The sequence below is a fragment of the Ruegeria sp. AM2 genome, from assembly GCF_056540685.1.
The window spans coordinates 569,135-585,705 of record NZ_JBQFXE010000001.1 but is presented as its reverse complement, the minus strand read 5'-3'; the positions used below and the strand labels follow the sequence as shown (position 1 = coordinate 585,705).

Here is a 16,571-nt window from a genome sequence, read left to right as displayed (position 1 = left end):
TCAGTGGAAATGTTAAGGATTATACAAAACCTAACATTTTGCTGCGGATGCCTCGTGGCCCGCAATTGCCGCGATTTTGTAACGTTCGAGCAAATAGGCTTCCAGTTCGTCCTTGATCCCATTGAGTACACGAAGGTCGCTGTCAGCTATGCTTCCAAGTTTCTGGCGGCTCACAGGCGGCATGTGCCTTAGCCTGTTAAAGGTATTTATCATCTGCGCGCAGACGGCGCGTGATTTCCAGAGTATTTTGGCTTTTTGGGTTTTGTCGGCTCTGCAACTCGCACGGGTTTAACGGGCGGCTTGGGGTCTGTTGCTGTTTCACGCTCTTTCGCTTTGCGCCTTTGGGTCGTTGTACCGCTTTCATTCAAGTCTGTGCTCAGTTGCTGGATGTATTGGCTGGTTAAGTCCAAGAGTGCACCAGCAATCGCCAAGCGTTCCGCAACATCGTTACCGCACTGCGCAGCTTGCAGGCGACGAAGCGAACTTTTTAGGTGGTCTAATTTCATCTCGTTCTCCTGCTCGTATTTAGCTTTAACGAGCTAAGGAGTATTGAAATGCGATGCGCACAAAGAGAATGATATTTGGCTGATGGCTGCCAAGCCAGTAGCGCCGTTCAGTCAGCTTTTCTTTGTATGTTGCTGCTGATCTCAGCCAGTACTCCCAAGACAATTGCCGCAACAATTGCAATCGTTCCCTCGTTTATAGCTTCGCCTGTGCTGCTGGCAGAGAGGTAACGACTTGCTGCGGCTTGATTATCCGCCATTGTCTCAGTTCCAAATGCCAGCAGAAAACCCATGGCAACGCGCAAAACACCCAGTGCGAACATCAAGTACGCAACTATCTTTGCGGCTTTAGAAAAGAACATGTGAAATTCATCCTTTTTGGGGGTCAATATTTGCGAATAAGAACGAATGAAAGCCAGTTAACTCATTTGCTTCGCTTAGGAAACTGCCCTTTACCTACGTTTTTAATGTAATCGTTGGCCGCAGCCAGGTGGCGATTGAAGCTTGCGGTTTGTCTGCGCCTGACTTCTCTTTGTATGTCGCTGAAAGGTAGGTCTTGGCGCTTTGCCATTTCAACGGTCCACCCGTTCACCACCTTGTTCACGTGTAGTCCTGCTAACTCCGCAAGCTCATACTTCTTCTTGCGTTTCTTGTGCTCCTGCCACACGTCCCACACGCAAAGAGTTTGGTACAACGAATTGAGCCTGACTTTGGCTGCGACGGGATATAGCGCTCTACTAATTCGCCTTGCAGCCGCAACTTCCTCTTTTTGATCGTTCAGCACCTTGCGGAAATTCTGAACGAGTTGTTTCGTCCTAACCTCAAGCGGTATTGTTAGTGTGATTGTGCCGTTAGTTTGGTCGTTCAACGACCCGTTTCCAACGCCTATGCGCCGCGCCACAGGTTCCGCAAACAAGTGCTGTCCGCGTGTTAGGTCTTCTTCGATTTTTTCGCTCCACCACTTCCAAAAATCCTTGGTCTCATGGGCGTGCACATCGCCAAAATCCGCATACAGCTTTTTGTAGCGCCCTGCGCCACCTCGTTCACAACAATCTTTGTAGCCTTCGTGCCGCCGCAAGAACTCCCACCAAAAATAGAACACGGAGCATTGCCACGGCTTCGCGTCAATAAATGGTGGTTGGATTCGAGCAAGACGTTTTGAAACATATTCGCCTGTTTCGCGTGAGCGTATGCCTTTGTACGGTGGGGCATGTATGAAGAGCTTTGGTCCAGCTCTGTGTCGCCTATCATCCATATTTAAAACAGTCACTTACACTATTTTATATACATTCAAGTAGAGCCTATTTCACTAAACAGCACAAGGTAGTTTTTCATTCTAATCTGTATTTGTTGATGACGAAACAGCGTCAACGATCAACAGAAACAAGCATTAGAAAAGGAATCTACAATGCTGAATAACTTTGAAAACAACATCACTGAAGCCGTAACTAACATGCTGCCAGCAGCAGCAATTGGCGAAACCAACGAACAGGTGTGCGCCCACCACAACTACCCGCTGACCAAGCGCGAAGATGTTTTGAGTGAAGCGAAAGCTGCTGTCAGCTACCTCCAAGACTTGAAATCCGTCTATGCAGAATTCGAGGCTCTTGAAAAGAAAGCAAACACAGTTCTGTACGAGTTCTTGGGCGGCGTGTTTTTGGTCGTTCAACGGATCAAACTAGTTGGCGAAAAATCGACAAAAGCAGAAAAGCAGCGTCTGCGCGAGACATTCGAACTTATCATGGACGAACGCAAAGAGAACAAGGAAGTCAATTTTACGAAGGCCACGTCCCTTGAAACCAAAGCTTTGCGTTTCGTTTGCGGCAACATTACGCCATCCCGCGAAAAAGCTTGGGCGCGCGTGCTGAAAATTGCTCAAAAGAACGAAGACGTCATGTCGCGCAATGTTTCATTTGCTGCCTGGCTGGCAAGCGAGGGCGGTGTTTACGAGGTAGCAAACACAAACAAGAACGGTGTTAAGCCCAGCGATCGTGAGCAAGGACACATCAATTGCGGGCTTACAGTACTTGATGGTTGGTTGGGTACTGAAGAGCACAGCGAAATTGTAAATGCAGCCAATGGCGAAGCAAAAGCTGAAAATGAATTGCTTGAGGGGCTGACAATTACTCTTAACTTTAGACCTGACGGTGCTACGCCGCAGAAAGTCATTGAGTTGCGTGATGACATTGCAATTGAGCGCGTGCTTTTGCTGTTGGGGCGCAAGATGAGCACGCCACTACGGAGCAGGGAAGAAGTAATGGCTGAAGAAGCAGCGAAAATGCAGTCATTCACAAATATCACTGGTTATGCCGTCGAAGCTCACCGCATGTAAGCTACATTGATACTTTTGCTCAAGGTCAGCTCCGTGCTGACCTTTTGCAATTTTAGCCTAACTATCAGATTTAGATCGCTTTCTTCTTAGAAGGCAGCAGACATATGGGGTGACTATAGGAGCTATGATATGTCTGTACTATCTAAACTAACTGTAAAATCCGTCACCCGCGCCAGCAAGCAGGACCCTGTTCAACTGCGCCGCCGCAAACTTGTCGCTGCAATCGAAGAACAGGTGAAAGCGGCTGATGCCGCTGCAAAGGGTGAAATTTACGAGGTGACGCGCAAGTTATGGGTCAAGAACGAGCAGGGTGAAAAAGTGCTGGTGGATAAGTTGCGCAAAGTGCGCCCGTGGTTTTTTGAGCAGGATGGCGGCTGGTACGTGCAGTGCAAGTACGGCAACAAGGCGCTGATGATTGGCAATGGAAACGCGGTCTTTGTTAAAGCGTTGAAAGATGTTGCTGGCGCGTTGAACACGTTGAAGGCAGCAACGGAAGCTGGCGAGTTGGACGTGGCTTTGAAAGCTTTAGCAGAGCGAAAAGAAAAGTAGCGGCTCAATAAGCTTAAAGCAGTGGAGAACGCAGCCCAAGTGGTTGCGTTTATTCAATTTTGCCCCCACAATTGCAATTGGAACTTTGGTAGCATGCAAGCTATAGGCGTTCCTGCGTTTTCTCAATTCTGCTATAGAGAGCAGCTTGATCAATTTTGTTAGGTGATAATTCCATGCACTCAGCGAAAGAGTTTTTCTTGTACGACTTTGCCAGCACACTCTTTCCAATGGAAACGTCCAAGGTACTATTCGAGAAGGGAGACGCGGCGCTAAAGGCGCACGCGCAAAGGTGTTTAAGCAAGAAAGATGATGATGAAGCGTACCAGTTCTTAGCGCAAACTCGCGTTTATGCGTCCAAGCCACGGGGGCATTTGCGCAGAACTGTAAAACTGGACCCCGTAGCTGAGCACTTTCTTTACTCATTGGTTTTTAAAAATAAATCTAAGTTCCGCAAACCGTATTCAGAAGACAAAAAGCACTTTGGATATAGGTTTGAAGGCGGAGATCCACTTAGCGCAACTGCATCATATTCAGGTTACAAAAAGGCACTGGTCGCCTACTCAGAAAAGTATCAGCATTCAATAAGCTTTGACGTGGCCTCGTACTTCAACAGTGTTTACCATCATGATATCGTGTCTTGGTTCGCTCAAGTGGGAGCAAGCAGTGCAGATGTAAACGCCTTAGGAACGTACCTGAGACAAAGCAATTCTGGGCGAAGCATAGATTGTTGGCCGCAGGGTATGTATCCAGCAAAGATGGTTGGAAACGACTTCTTACGTTTCATTGAGCAGCATCATGGACTTAAAGCGAAAGCTGTTGTTCGCTTTATGGATGACTTTGTTCTGTTTTCAGACAATGCACAGGACTTAGCTGAGGACTTTTACCTTGTGCAGAAGTTGCTGGGTCAAAAAGGTCTGTCAGTTAATCCAAACAAAACCTCAATCGTTGGTTCGTCAGGGATCAAGGTTGAAGAAACGGTGGACGATATAAAAGCAGATTTGCTTAAGAAGCGACGTAAGGCTGCGTTGCACTTGTACATGGACGATCTTGATGCTGCGGTTGAGGCTATTCAGATGAGTGCGGAGGAGATCGAATATATTAGGGGTTTGCTCAAGGCTGATCATTTAGAAGAAGAAGATGCGGAACTAATTCTGAGCCTTTTCCGTGACCATCCAGAGGAAGTGTTGCCGTACATCAGTCAGTTCGCCATTGCTTTTCCTCATCTTGCTAAGAACATTTGGTCCTTTTCTCGTTATATTTCAGACAAAACTTTTATTGCAAATTTTGTACTTGAGGCTGCAAGGACGGACAGTTTGCAAGAATACCAGCTGTTTTGGTTTGCATGGATTCTGCAAGACCACTTGCTAGGCTTGGAAAAGACTGCTGAGATCATTGATGCGTTGTACAACCATAAAAATGCAACGACCATTTCGAAGGCGAAAATTCTGGAAATTTCAGACAATCGCTATGGTCTGATTGAGTTGCGGGATGATCATTTGGTGGCAGGGAGATCAGATTGGTTGGCATGGGCTAGTGCGGTGGGGCACAGAGATTTGCTTCCAATATCTAGAAACCACAAACTTGAGTATTTTGCGAACTCGTCGCCCATGAACAAGTTGATAAAGGACATCATGGCGTAGCACTTTACCCATTCAGTATCCGCAGCAAAGTTTCGCCCTTTATCAAGTCGTCATTCTTTGCCGCCAGCGCCTTCATCGCAATCTCTTCTGTCACCACGTAGTTCTGTCGTTCAACGCCCAAAGCCGCCAGCAGTCCTGATTCATCTAGTTTGCCCGCTGCAAGCATATTGAATGCCGTTTCCACCACACCGCCGCCGTTTGCCATCGCCTCTTTCTTTGGGCTTTTTCGCATGTCGCGTCCGCTGTGCATTTCAGCGTTAAGCAATGGGCTGTACTTGCTGTAGTGCTTGTCCAGCATCGCCGTGCTGTTGCCCATTTGTTTGCTCAAAGCGTGTGTGCTGATGCCGCGCTTCAAGTCACGTGTCGCGTAGTAGTGCCGCAAGCTGTACAGAGTGCGGGATTTGCCATCAGCGCCAACTTTTAAACCCAAGTCATCCAGCAGCGCATTAAATGCGCGGTTTAAGCTCGCGATGTTTGCAACAGCGCCCAAGCGCGTCGTGAAAACAAGTTCGTTGGATTTGGCTGCGACAAGCTGAGCGAAGCTGTCGTGGCTGAGATTGGGGTTCAGCTTACTTTGTCTGTCCAAGTAGTCTTCCACTGTATCTCGCGCCACTGCGCTTCTCTTTCGCGTTTTCCCGTCTACGTTCACAAGCAAGTAGCGCTCGCCGTCTTTTTCCTGCCATTCGATGTTGCGCCAACGCAGCCGCAACGCCTCTGTGCCATGTCGCACGCCAGTGTTTGCCAAAAACAGCACGTAGTTCTGCAACACTTCACGAGTTGCCGCTGCCTTTTTGTCTTTCGTCTTTTTGTGCCAAGTGCGCAGCGCCGTATAAATCTTCTTGTACTCTGCGTCCGTGAAGCTGCCTCTGCTTTCGCTTTTGACACCTTTATTGAGCAGTGTGGGGCGCATAGATTTTACGATCCAGCCGTGCAGTTCCGCTTCGTCCAGAACTCTGTTCAGTGCTGCATTGTGATTGTTGATGCCGCTTTGTGAGAATGGTTTTTTGTTCGTCTCAGTGCGCCACGCATCAAAAGCCGTCAGCGCAGCCAAATCTATCTTAGCTACATCTGTGTTCCCAAAATACGGGATGAGCCAAATGCGCAGCGCTGAGAAGTAATCTTTGTAAGCCTGCTTGCCGCCGCCCTCATCAAGTTCGCGCTGCATTCGCGCAATCGCATACTCAGCTACGTGCTTGAATTTGCGGGTTTGAGCGGGGAGGTGATTTTTGATGCGCGCTTTGGTCTCGTGGTACAACTCAATTGCGCGCTCTTTTGCTTCCTCTAAGTCGTCTGTCTTTGTGCTTTTCACAACACGTTTGCCGTTGTCCAACGTCAACCGCACGTACCAATTTTCGCTGCCCTGGCGCTTATCCAGCTTCAGTTTTTTGTGCACATTTACAGTGGTAACGCCGTAGCTCATCGCGTGCTGCTTCGCCTAGTTGCCTGTTTTTCCTGAGTATACGGCAAAAGGTCTCAAAATGCAGTCGAATCTGCACGCGGACTGTGTACGAATTGTGCACGAAAATAGCACGACTACATCTTGTGTTCGAGTTTTGACATTTGGCGAATTTTACAAGATGTTGTGGAGGCGAGTACCGGAATCGAACCGGTGTACACGGATTTGCAATCCGCTGCGTCACCACTCCGCCAACTCGCCTTTTCAAGTAAAATCAATCACTTGCTGTGGTGTGGGGGCGGTTCTAACAGCTTTCTGGGGGAACGTCCAGAGGATATCGTTTGAATTGGGTTCGCACTCATCCGACGCAGGTCAAATAGGGCTGGTGCCGATGTCGGGCAAGAATCCGGCTCTGGGCCGTTGCTGCACAGATAAGTATGTGGCAAAAGCCAAACGAACACGCGATCCAAAGACGAGCGAGCAAATGACAGACTTCTCAGCCCGGCGCCACACCATGGTCGATACGCAAATTCGGCCCTCGGACGTGACCAAATTTCCCATCATCGATGCCATGCTGACCGTCAAGCGTGAGAATTTCGTACCTGACGCGCAGCGCGAAGCCTCATATGTCGGTGAGCTGATTGAGTTGGGCAAGGGACGCTGCTTGCTGGAGCCAAGAACGCTGGCAAAAATGCTGGATGCGGTAAATATTACCAACGACGAGGTCGTTTTGGATATTGCTCCCGCACTTGGATACTCTACGGCGGTAGCGGCGCGGATGGCGCAATTGGTGGTCGCGGTTGAAGAAGACGAGGCCCTTGCCGCAGAGGCGCAGACAATTTTGTCCGAGGCGGACGTGGACAATGCCATCGTCCACGAGGGACCTCTGGCGCAGGGCGCGGCTGAACACGGCCCCTACGATGTGGTGATGGTGCAGGGCGGCGTAGAGCGTTTGCCCGAAGCGCTGTTGGATCAAATCAAGGAACATGGCCGGATCGTTTGCCTGTTCATGGAAGGGGATTTGGGCACCGTTCGCGTCGGTCATAAATCGTCCGGACGCGTAACGTGGCGCTATGCTTTCAACGCCAGTGCTCCGGTTATTCCGGCCTTTTGCGCCGAGTGTGCATTTTCGCTATAGTCAGCTAGTAGTTTATTTTGCAATCTTGATTACTTGAAAACTTAGGCGCAAACTGCTCAGGTGATTGCGTAATTTTGATTTGAGAGGATTTGGGTATGCGTGGGACGGCTGGAGGAAAGCTGGTCAGGGCCGTTGCTTTGGCGGCTGGCTTTGCATTGAGTGCGCTGCCTGGACGGGTGGTTTGGGCCGATAACCTGACCGATGCGTTCATAGGTGCATATAACACTAGCGGCCTTTTGGAGCAGAACCGCGCGCTGCTGCGAGCGGCGGACGAAGATGTTGCCATTGCGCTTTCCGCGCTGCGACCGATCATCAACTGGACCGCTCAGGTCAGTCAGGATTACACCCGCGTTCGCTCCGGATCGGTCGTCACGACCAACGAACCTTCGAATTTTTTCACGGGCCTGACGCTGAGCCAGTTGCTCTACGATGGCGGTGCGTCGATTCTGGGCAAGCAATCTGCTCAGGAAACGGTTCTGTCGACCCGCCAGTCCCTGATTGATATCGAACAGCAAATCCTGATCCGGGCCGCAGCGGCCTATCTGGGTGTTCTGTTACAGGAAGAAACCGTCGAAATCCGGTTGAACAACGTCGAGGTCTCGGCCGAGGAACTCCGGGCGTCGCAGGACCGCTTCGAGGTCGGTGAAGTGACCCGCACTGACGTTGCTTTGTCCGAAGCTCAGTTGGCAAGTTCTCAGGCGGATTTGGCTGTTGCGCGTGGTGATCTGAGCATTGCGCAGGCGGAATATGTGAACGCGGTCGGCAAAAGCCCGGGCCGTACCGCAGGTCAGCCGAGACTGCCCAACCTTCCAAGCTCTGAGTCTAATGCAATTGGCTTGGCGCAGCGCAATCACCCGTCAATTCTATCGGCCCAGCATCAGGTGCGGGCGCTGGACCTGATCGTTCAGCAGCAGCGCGCCAATCTGGGCCCGAATGTCAGTCTGAATGCCGATGCGGGCATTACTGAAAGCTATGACAATGACGACTATATCAACGATGGAACGGTATCGCTGAATTTCACTCAGCCGATCTATGCGGGTGGCCGGTTGGCGGCCGCAGTGCGGCGCGCGATGGCGACGCGAGATGCTTCACGGGCGAATCTGCTGAACGTGCAAAAGGACATCACTCAGGGTGTGGCCGATCGCTATGCTGCCTTTCAAGCAGCGTCGGCAAGCCTAAGAGCGTCGACTGAGCGGGTTCGTGCTTCGCAAGTCGCGTTTGACGGCATTCGGGAAGAGGCCACTTTGGGTGCCCGGACGACATTGGACGTTCTGAACGCACAGCAGGACCTTCTGGATGCGCAACTTGCCGAAGTTGCGTCGCGGACCGAGCGTTCTTTGGCGGCATATCAGCTGTTGCAGGCACAAGGTCTTTTGACGGCGGAACGACTTGGGCTGGCCGTGCAGATCTATGACCCGACGCTTTATTACAACCTGGTCAAGAAAGCTCCGTCGCAAGTTAGCAAGCAAAGCCGTGATCTGGATCGGGTGCTCAAGGCCTTGCGGCGCGAGTGATGCGCATTACTATCGGTTGTAGCGCTGGGTCGGATTGGTTACAATCGGACCAAGGCTATGAGCGGTAGAGAAAAATGTCAGATACGGTTGCGAAATCGGAGAATGAGGACGTCCTGTCGTCGGTTAAGCGATTGGTGGACGAAGAGGTTCGGGAAGAATCAGAGTTCATCTTTGTCCCGACACCACCGTCGCGAAAACCGGGCAGGTTGGTTTTGACAGATGCGCTACGGGTCAACAGTGAACTTCCGGCCAAAAGCAAGTCCGCGCCACTTAAGTTGAGGCCGCAGGACAGTGTCTCGAAAGAGATGCCAAAGACTGCGGCAAACACGACCGGCACGCCCGCGGCACCGATGCGACTGCAGCCCTGCGACGCCGTTGCTTCCGAGACTAAGCGTGACACGATATCTGAACCCAGTGCCGTTAACGAGGCGGCAACAACGGCATCTGTCGACGCGGCGCCTGACGAAGAAAAGCGCGACCTGACCGGCAGTCTCAGCGCGAAGATCGAAGCCCTTGAGGCGGCGATTGCCCGGACCGAGGATCAATGGGAACCCGACGGGCAAAGCGATGATGCGTATTCGGGCACAAGGACGCGTTCAGTGGCTTGGCCTCCGGAATCGCAAAGTGCCCTGGGTTCTGACCCATCCATGCCATTCATCCGAGGGACAGACAGCGCGGCAAAGGATGAAACTTTGGAAAGCACTCAAAAACCCGGTCTGTCACTTGATGATGAAGAACTGCGACAGATTGTGACGCAAATCGTGCGTGAAGAACTGCAAGGTGCTTTGGGTGAACGGATCACGAGGAACTTGCGTAAGCTGGTTCGTCGGGAGATAAACCGCGCAATCGCCGCGCGCGAAGTCGAATAGCGATCAGCGGGGTCGAGGTGTCTCGGCCTGAGACAGCAGCAGATCCAAGTCCATATGAAGTTCAAGGTGATCGGCCAGGTCGTTCAAGACCTGATCCACGCCATCTTCATATTTCACCTCTGATTTCACTCCCAATTTCGCCAGGAAGTCCGCGCGAAATGCATCCGAGGTGAAAATCCCATGAAGGTAGCTGCCGCGAATGCGCCCGTTGCCGTTTGCAGCACCTTCTGGACGGTCATCAATCTTCAGCCAAGCGCGATTGCAATCCGGTCCCTCGGTGCGACCCATGTGGATTTCGTACCCCTCGACACACTGACCACCGGGAACTGCTGTTGCGGAAGTCAAAGTTACTTGCTTCTGGCCTTCCATCACCGTGGACACGTCCAACAGCCCCAACCCGTCAACGGTTCCGGGGCGGCCGTCGACGCCGTGCGGGTCGGAAATGGTGTGCCCCAACATCTGATAACCTCCGCACAGGCCCAGCACGTGCCCTCCACGCCGAACATGTGCAAAAAGATCAATGTCCCACCCTTGGGCGCGGAAATACGCAAGATCTCCGATCGTAGACTTACTGCCCGGTAGCAGCACCAGATCCGCATCGCCGGGCAGGGGGCGACCTGCAGCGACGATTTCAACAGTGACCCCCGGTTCAGCCGAGAGCGGATCGAGGTCATCGAAATTGGCCATCCGTTCCAATTGTGGAACGACAATCTTGCATGACCCCCCAGAGTGTGAGCGGATGTCCATCATATCTTCGGCGGGGAGTTTCCACGCGTCCTGAAACCACGGAACAACCCCAAGGCAAGGCCAGCCGGTACGCGATGCGATATCGTCGCGACCCTCGTCAAAAAGGGAAACGTCGCCTTTGAACCGATTAACCGCAAAGCCTCGGATCATTGCCAGATCGTTTTCGTCCAGCACCGCCTGGGTCCCGACGATCTGAGCGATCACGCCGCCCCGATGGATGTCGCCGACCAGAACGACTGGGACTCCTGCAGCGCAGGCAAACCCCATATTGGCGATGTCGCCTTTGCGAAGGTTGGTCTCAGCCGGGCTTCCAGCCCCTTCGACCAGGACCAGATCGGCGTCAGCGCACAGCCGGTCAAAGCTCTCCAGCGCAGCGGTCAGCAACTTAAATTTGTCCTTGCGGTAGTCACCTGCCTTCATCGTGCCCGCCCGCTGGCCTTGAACGATGATCTGAGCCCCGGTGTCCGTTTCCGGCTTTAACAAGATCGGGTTCATGTCCGTATGCGTCGGACGCCGCGCAGCCCAGGCCTGTAGTGCTTGCGCACGTCCGATCTCGCCGCCGTTTTCGGTTACGGCGGCATTGTTGGACATGTTCTGAGGCTTGAACGGCGCAACCCTGAGGCCTCGGCGTGTATAGGCGCGGGCCAAACCGGCGACCAGAACCGATTTGCCGACATTGCTGCCAGTGCCCTGAATCATGATGGACCGCGCCATGAGGTGTCTCCTATGCTGACGCGCAGATGACCTGATTTGATTGCAAAGGGAAAGCCCAGATGAATACACCTGCGCATCTTTTGATCGGCGCTGCGGCCTTCGCCAGACCAGCGCGCGGTCGCGTGTTGGGTGCGGCATTGGTCGGGTCGCTTTTGCCCGACGCGTCGCTTTACATATTGGCTGGGGTGTCTTTGTTCGTGCTGGGCATCCCCGAGCAGGTCGTCTTTGGGCAACTTTATTATTCGGCTGAGTGGCAGACCGTTTTCGCCATCGATAACTCATTCCCCCTTTGGGGAGCTGCGTTGTTGTTGGCGCTTTGGCTGCATTGGCCGCTTTTGAAGATTGTGGCAGGGGCGGGGCTGCTTCATCTGGCGTTGGACTTTTTTCTCCATGCCGGGGACGGGCGTCCGCAGTTATGGCCATTCAGCTCATGGGTATTTCACAGTCCGGTCAGCTACTGGGACAGCGCGCACCATGCGCTATGGGTCGCGCCATTCGCGTTGGTCGCCTGCATTGTGTCCTATGTGGCTCTCTGGCGGCGTGGCATAACGTCTGGCGCAAAGCTGTTCTTTGCTGCCTTGCTTGCCGCCGAGATCTGGGTGGCGCGGCAGTGGATCTTGTTTTTCTAGGCTGTGCGATGTGCAAAAGAAAAACGCGCTCCGGGTGCAGAAGCGCGCTTTTTCCGACAATTGCAGTTTTGTTCAGGCCGCTTCGGCCTGCTGAGCGGCATTGCGACGCTCGCTTTCTTCACGCGACAACGCGACCGAGGTGCGGACGCCACGGCCCACAAACTCCATCAACCCGCTGACAACGCGTTCGTTCGGATCGATACCCGCACAAGACAACACTTCGCGCCCATCGCGCGAGCGAGCCCAGCGGGCAATCTGCTCTGGCCCATTGCCGTACTTCTTGTCATCGGCAATGGCATCGTCCAAAGCAGCCAGTACGACAGCCGCAAACAGTTTCCGAGCGCGGTTTCCTTGCTCATTGTTAAAGGCGGTGCCGTCAACGAAATCTCTCATCTCGTCATCCTTGTTGTTCTTGCTCTTGTAATTTTCGGCGTGACGGTCCTTATGACCGATTAGGCGCGATTCGGATACAGCAAAAATGCATAGCTGCGTTGCGTCATCTGCATGTCTCGCTGCGTGTGCAGCACAAGGTATCGTTGTCTTGCCAGGTGTGATCCCGCCAGATATAGGGACCGAAACTGACGCATCAACCGTTTGTGAAGGATTTATGTCATGCCCAAGATAAATGGGAACGAAATTCGCCCCGGTAACGTGCTTGAGCATAATGGCGGACTGTGGGCGGCGGTCAAAGTGGATCACGTAAAGCCCGGGAAAGGTGGCGCTTTTGCGCAAGTCGAACTGCGCAACCTGCGCAACGGGTCCAAATTGAACGAACGGTTCCGCTCGGCGGATAAAGTCGAACGCGTGCGCCTGGAGCAGAAGGACCAGCAGTTTCTTTACGAATCCGACGGCATGCTGGTGTTCATGGATTCCGAGACCTACGAGCAGATCGAGCTGCCTTCGGACTTGCTGGGCGAACGTCGCCCGTTTCTGCAGGACGGCATGACCATCGTGGTCGAATTTTACGAAAGCGAGGCGCTGAACGCGACGTTGCCCCAGAAGGTGACCTGCAAGATTGTCGAGACTGAGCCGGTGGTCAAAGGTCAGACCGCAGCAAACTCGTTCAAACCTGCGGTTCTGGACAATGGGGTCAAGGTGATGGTGCCGCCCTTTATCGGGCAAGACGAAATGATCGTCGTGAACACCGAAACCATGGACTATTCCGAGCGCGCATAAACCCCGAAACGGGATCATCTTTCAGGACTAGGGCCGTTTGTCGGCCCTATTTCTTATGAGGCTGCAATCGCCGATACTGCGCTGGGTTGTCGCCAAACAACTCCAGCAGCAGTTCGTATTTGATACGGTTTACGCTGACCTGCCGATAAAAGGCGATCAAAAAGGCGCTGGGGCCCTGAATTCGCGTCAGCCCGGTGGTCGCCGCGACCACTGTGCCCACGTCTGTTTTGTTTTGCAGGACCAGCCATCCGCCCAGCATTAGAATTCCTACGGTTCCGGCTCCGTTGATGACGCTGAGCAAGAATTTTGCCGACAGTTTCCACAGAAACATCTGGCGCCGTGTTTCGTAAATGTCATCGAATTGACGTTGTATGTCATCCGACGCGGCGCGAATGTCCCCGATCGTTATCTTATCGGTTGCGTTGCGCAGTATGTGGACCCTTGCGGCAACAAACGTGTTCACTTTGCGTTGCGACAGGTAAACGATGACAATCTGAGGCGCGATCATCGACAGCGCAATCAGACCCAAAGCGGGTTGGGTCGAAGAAATATAGGCAATCACGCTGATCAGCGTCCCGATCTGCACGACAGGGTCAGAGAACGCGCCGCCGGCGAACTTTCCCAATTCTTCAGCCTCGGCTGAAATAGCCGTGGTCATGGTGCCTTTGGCCACGTCTTGCCCGCTTTCGCCGACATCGATGGTGCGCACTAAAAGCCGCTGTCTGATCAGCCGGATCAGATCCTCTCCCAGCGTACCGGCGCGGTATCCCAACATCCATTTGAGACCAAGGCTAAGAAGAATGACCCCCATCATGCCCGCACCAAGTAGAAGAACGTGGTCGGCCTGAATATCCGAGGAAGTCAGGTGGTTGATGATGTCGCGTTGAAATTCCAACGGGGCTGCGGCCAGCGCAGCGATCGCCAGCGACAGCACGATCAGAATTATCTGCCGACCGGCGCTGGCGCGCCAGATCGCGGTATACAGCCGAAACATACCCATTCCCGGAACGGTTTTTAGAACCCAGTGATACTGTTGGCCTGCGCCAGGTCAAATGCGAATTGGCAGATCCCTGATTGCCGCGTGCCGAAGCGGTAACGTTTTCATTCTGGCAAAGTTAGTTTCGCGTCACCTGCCGTCAATTCGCCCTTGGCCCGATCCAGACGCAAATAAGCGATTGCTTTGTCGCCCGATTGGGTAAACAGAATGCCAGCCGGTTTGCCTTCAGAAAAGATCTCGGTCCCAACAGGCGCGTTGCCAACCAGATCAACTGTTCGCAACCCTTTTCGAAGCTCGGTTTTGTGCTTCATGCGCGCCGTCACCTCTTGCCCGACATAGCAGCCTTTTTTGAAATCGAGCCCGTTCAGGACTTCGAACCCGGATTCCAGGATATAGCTGTCGGGCGTCAGTTCCACGCCTGTTTCAGGAATGCAATGTCGTACGCGGATATCATCCCAGTCGGTTCCGTCATCGGTTTCTGCATCAGGCGAATAGGCACGCCAGCCCAGGTCGGGATGTCTGGGGTCGGGCAGGGCACCTTTGGGGGTGTCACCGGTTCCGCGTTGTACGTTCAGGTCAGTTTCTTCAATCGCGACATCTGCACGCAACTTATACATAGACAGCCGTTTGACGAGACCATCGGCATGGCTGTCCGAGACATCCAGCAGCACCGACGCCCCGTCGCGTTTGAGAAAGAAGTCCACCAGATATTTGCCTTGCGGCGTCAAAAGCGCGGCGTAGACCAGCCCATCGTCCAGGCGCTGAACATCGTTTGTGATCAGACCCTGCAGAAAGCTGTCGGTTTCCGTCCCGGTCAGGCGCAATAGGCGGCGGTTGGGCATGGGTTGGTCCTCGTCATTTGGTTCGGTCCCGTGATATAGGGTTTGGCGCCGCCATGACCAGAGGGTATCAGACGTGTCCGCTCCGATCAGCATCGTGATCCCGACCCTGAACGCAGAAAGGGAACTGCCTGCGACGCTGCTTTCCTTGATGGAAGGGGTCCATGCGGGGCTGATCAGGGAATTGATCGTCACCGATGGCGGGTCGACGGACAACACCCTTGAAATTGCAGATGAGGCGGGCGCCGAAATCGTGATCGGCGCGGCGTCACGCGGGGGGCAACTGCGGCGTGGTTGCGACGCGGCCAAAGGCGAATGGCTGATGATTTTGCATGCGGACACGCAATTGCAGCCAGGCTGGACCGACACTGTCACCGAGCATCTGACATCCAACCGTCCTGCCGTTTTCAAGTTGTCCTTTCGTGCGCGCGGATTTGGTCCTTTCTGGGTCGCCGGATGGGCCAATCTTCGCAGTCGGCTGTTCGGCCTGCCTTATGGAGATCAGGGTCTTTTGGTGCCGTGTAGGACCTACAAAGCAACCGGTGGTTTTCCTGATCAGCCCTTGATGGAAGATGTCGCAATCATCCGAGCATTGCCTCGTGCTCAGTTGCTGCCCACGCGCGTTGTTACGAGTGCGGAACGCTATACCCGCGAGGGTTGGGTTCGGAGGGGGGCTCGGAACTTTTGGACTCTGGCTCGCTATTTTCTTGGCGTTGATCCGGATCGGCTTGCGCGGTCTTACCGGCGCTAAGCGTCGTTCTGAGTTCAACGATCGATTTGCCCAAGCGAAACGGTGCCGCAAAACTGACAAGACACAAGGCGATGATCTGAAGGACAAGAATGTGCGCGTTGGCCTGCAGATATTCCCACTCGTCCTTTAGCTTGCTGACCTGTTCGACAAGATCATCGTAGCTTTGTGCCAGGATCAGATAGTCTCCGGCGATCGCGGGCACCTTGCGGCGCATATTGTCGATGGCGGACTGTGTCGCGTCGTCCAAAGTGGTGAATACAAGGAACTGGTCGATATTGAATGCATCCGCTTTGGCAGTCATCTCGCGCATTTCATCCATATCGTCCTGGTCTTGCCGACCAAACAGAAACTGCAATCCCTGAAGAGGCGCGACCTCGTTTGTGACCGCTATGAACAGCGGCAACTCGGAATTGCTGGCTGTCGATGCCGACAGGAACTCGACCTTGTCGCATAGGACTGCCGTATCCGGGTCATAGGCCGGGTCGCAGAAGCGCAAGCGAAATCGCGCAGCGTCGCGATCAAAGGCTAGGGTGGCTGCGTATGCCACATCGATCTGGCGGTCCAACCTTGAACTGTCCGACGTGTATAGCCCCGCCAGAACAGCCACCAATGCACCAATGCCGCCCAACACAACCCAAACCAGATCCGCAAGCTTCCATGCGCGGTGCCCCGCAGGTTTGCGGAACAAAAAGCCGGTGCCAACCAATCCGATCATAAAGAACAGGATCAGCAAAGGCAGCTGGTTTTCGGTCACAAAGGTCATGGATACAAAGTGAC

At 53.4% G+C, this 16,571-nt stretch carries 17 protein-coding genes and 1 tRNA gene; 9 read left to right on the top strand and 9 right to left on the bottom strand.

Annotated features, from left to right (window positions below; genetic code table 11):
- Window positions 1-209: 209 nt before the first annotated feature.
- From ACR0CR_RS02950 to ACR0CR_RS02940, 3 genes are all read right to left on the bottom strand, one after another.
- A complete protein-coding gene (locus tag ACR0CR_RS02950) occupies window positions 210-506 on the bottom strand; it encodes a hypothetical protein (protein ID WP_480596583.1) in 297 nt (98 codons plus the stop codon).
- A gap of 107 nt (window positions 507-613) precedes the next feature.
- Entirely contained in the window at window positions 614-865 is a 252-nt protein-coding gene (locus tag ACR0CR_RS02945) for a hypothetical protein (protein WP_480596581.1), read from the bottom strand.
- 62 nt (window positions 866-927) lie between these two features.
- Window positions 928-1,605, bottom strand: a complete 678-nt coding sequence (locus tag ACR0CR_RS02940; RefSeq protein WP_480596579.1) for a hypothetical protein — start codon at window positions 1,603-1,605, stop codon at window positions 928-930.
- A gap of 306 nt (window positions 1,606-1,911) precedes the next feature.
- Here ACR0CR_RS02940 and ACR0CR_RS02935 point away from each other — a divergent pair, with 306 nt between their 5' ends.
- The 3 genes from ACR0CR_RS02935 to drt5 all read left to right on the top strand — a co-directional run bounded on the left by ACR0CR_RS02935 (window position 1,912) and on the right by drt5 (window position 5,024).
- Window positions 1,912-2,835 carry a hypothetical protein gene (locus ACR0CR_RS02935; protein ID WP_480596577.1) on the top strand — a complete coding sequence of 308 codons (924 nt, stop codon included), beginning with the start codon at window positions 1,912-1,914 and terminating at the stop codon, window positions 2,833-2,835.
- 129 nt (window positions 2,836-2,964) lie between these two features.
- The gene (locus ACR0CR_RS02930; RefSeq protein ID WP_480596575.1) at window positions 2,965-3,384 is read left to right on the top strand and encodes a hypothetical protein; all 420 of its coding nucleotides are present in this window, start codon (window positions 2,965-2,967) and stop codon (window positions 3,382-3,384) included.
- Window positions 3,385-3,557: 173 nt separating this feature from the next.
- Window positions 3,558-5,024, top strand: coding sequence for an antiviral reverse transcriptase Drt5 (gene drt5 / locus ACR0CR_RS02925; protein WP_480596573.1), 1,467 nt, complete (start codon window positions 3,558-3,560; stop codon window positions 5,022-5,024).
- A 4-nt stretch (window positions 5,025-5,028) separates the two neighbouring features.
- Here drt5 and ACR0CR_RS02920 read toward each other — a convergent pair whose 3' ends face one another.
- The gene (locus ACR0CR_RS02920; protein WP_480596571.1) at window positions 5,029-6,444 is read right to left on the bottom strand and encodes a tyrosine-type recombinase/integrase; all 1,416 of its coding nucleotides are present in this window, start codon (window positions 6,442-6,444) and stop codon (window positions 5,029-5,031) included.
- A 163-nt stretch (window positions 6,445-6,607) separates the two neighbouring features.
- Window positions 6,608-6,681, bottom strand: a tRNA-Cys gene (locus ACR0CR_RS02915).
- A gap of 223 nt (window positions 6,682-6,904) precedes the next feature.
- Between ACR0CR_RS02915 and ACR0CR_RS02910 the strand changes: the two genes are divergently transcribed.
- The 3 genes from ACR0CR_RS02910 to ACR0CR_RS02900 all read left to right on the top strand — a co-directional run bounded on the left by ACR0CR_RS02910 (window position 6,905) and on the right by ACR0CR_RS02900 (window position 9,941).
- The gene (locus ACR0CR_RS02910) at window positions 6,905-7,558 is read left to right on the top strand and encodes a protein-L-isoaspartate O-methyltransferase family protein (protein WP_480596569.1); all 654 of its coding nucleotides are present in this window, start codon (window positions 6,905-6,907) and stop codon (window positions 7,556-7,558) included.
- Between the two features lie 95 nt (window positions 7,559-7,653).
- Window positions 7,654-9,072 carry a TolC family outer membrane protein gene (locus tag ACR0CR_RS02905; RefSeq protein WP_480596567.1) on the top strand — a complete coding sequence of 473 codons (1,419 nt, stop codon included), beginning with the start codon at window positions 7,654-7,656 and terminating at the stop codon, window positions 9,070-9,072.
- Window positions 9,073-9,146: 74 nt separating this feature from the next.
- Window positions 9,147-9,941 carry a hypothetical protein gene (locus tag ACR0CR_RS02900; protein ID WP_480596565.1) on the top strand — a complete coding sequence of 265 codons (795 nt, stop codon included), beginning with the start codon at window positions 9,147-9,149 and terminating at the stop codon, window positions 9,939-9,941.
- Window positions 9,942-9,944: 3 nt separating this feature from the next.
- Here the strand turns inward: ACR0CR_RS02900 and ACR0CR_RS02895 are convergent, their stop codons facing one another.
- Window positions 9,945-11,402 carry a cobyric acid synthase gene (locus ACR0CR_RS02895; RefSeq protein ID WP_480596563.1) on the bottom strand — a complete coding sequence of 486 codons (1,458 nt, stop codon included), beginning with the start codon at window positions 11,400-11,402 and terminating at the stop codon, window positions 9,945-9,947.
- A 59-nt stretch (window positions 11,403-11,461) separates the two neighbouring features.
- On the opposite strand from ACR0CR_RS02895, the gene ACR0CR_RS02890 reads away from it, so the two are divergent.
- The gene (locus ACR0CR_RS02890; protein ID WP_480596562.1) at window positions 11,462-12,031 is read left to right on the top strand and encodes a cobalamin biosynthesis protein CobQ; all 570 of its coding nucleotides are present in this window, start codon (window positions 11,462-11,464) and stop codon (window positions 12,029-12,031) included.
- Between the two features lie 72 nt (window positions 12,032-12,103).
- Here ACR0CR_RS02890 and ACR0CR_RS02885 read toward each other — a convergent pair whose 3' ends face one another.
- Complete coding sequence (locus tag ACR0CR_RS02885) at window positions 12,104-12,424, bottom strand: DUF6280 family protein (RefSeq protein ID WP_037310273.1); 321 nt, start codon at window positions 12,422-12,424, stop codon at window positions 12,104-12,106.
- Between the two features lie 219 nt (window positions 12,425-12,643).
- On the opposite strand from ACR0CR_RS02885, the gene efp reads away from it, so the two are divergent.
- Window positions 12,644-13,207: an elongation factor P gene (gene efp / locus ACR0CR_RS02880; RefSeq protein ID WP_480596560.1), complete on the top strand. Its 564-nt coding sequence runs from the start codon at window positions 12,644-12,646 to the stop codon at window positions 13,205-13,207.
- A 46-nt stretch (window positions 13,208-13,253) separates the two neighbouring features.
- On the opposite strand, the gene ACR0CR_RS02875 is transcribed toward efp, so the two are convergent.
- Window positions 13,254-14,201 carry an ABC transporter transmembrane domain-containing protein gene (locus ACR0CR_RS02875; protein WP_480596558.1) on the bottom strand — a complete coding sequence of 316 codons (948 nt, stop codon included), beginning with the start codon at window positions 14,199-14,201 and terminating at the stop codon, window positions 13,254-13,256.
- A 107-nt stretch (window positions 14,202-14,308) separates the two neighbouring features.
- The gene (gene ygfZ / locus ACR0CR_RS02870) at window positions 14,309-15,046 is read right to left on the bottom strand and encodes a CAF17-like 4Fe-4S cluster assembly/insertion protein YgfZ (RefSeq protein ID WP_480596556.1); all 738 of its coding nucleotides are present in this window, start codon (window positions 15,044-15,046) and stop codon (window positions 14,309-14,311) included.
- A gap of 73 nt (window positions 15,047-15,119) precedes the next feature.
- Between ygfZ and ACR0CR_RS02865 the strand changes: the two genes are divergently transcribed.
- The gene (locus ACR0CR_RS02865; RefSeq protein ID WP_480596554.1) at window positions 15,120-15,794 is read left to right on the top strand and encodes a TIGR04283 family arsenosugar biosynthesis glycosyltransferase; all 675 of its coding nucleotides are present in this window, start codon (window positions 15,120-15,122) and stop codon (window positions 15,792-15,794) included.
- Window positions 15,795-16,571: the final 777 nt, after the last annotated feature.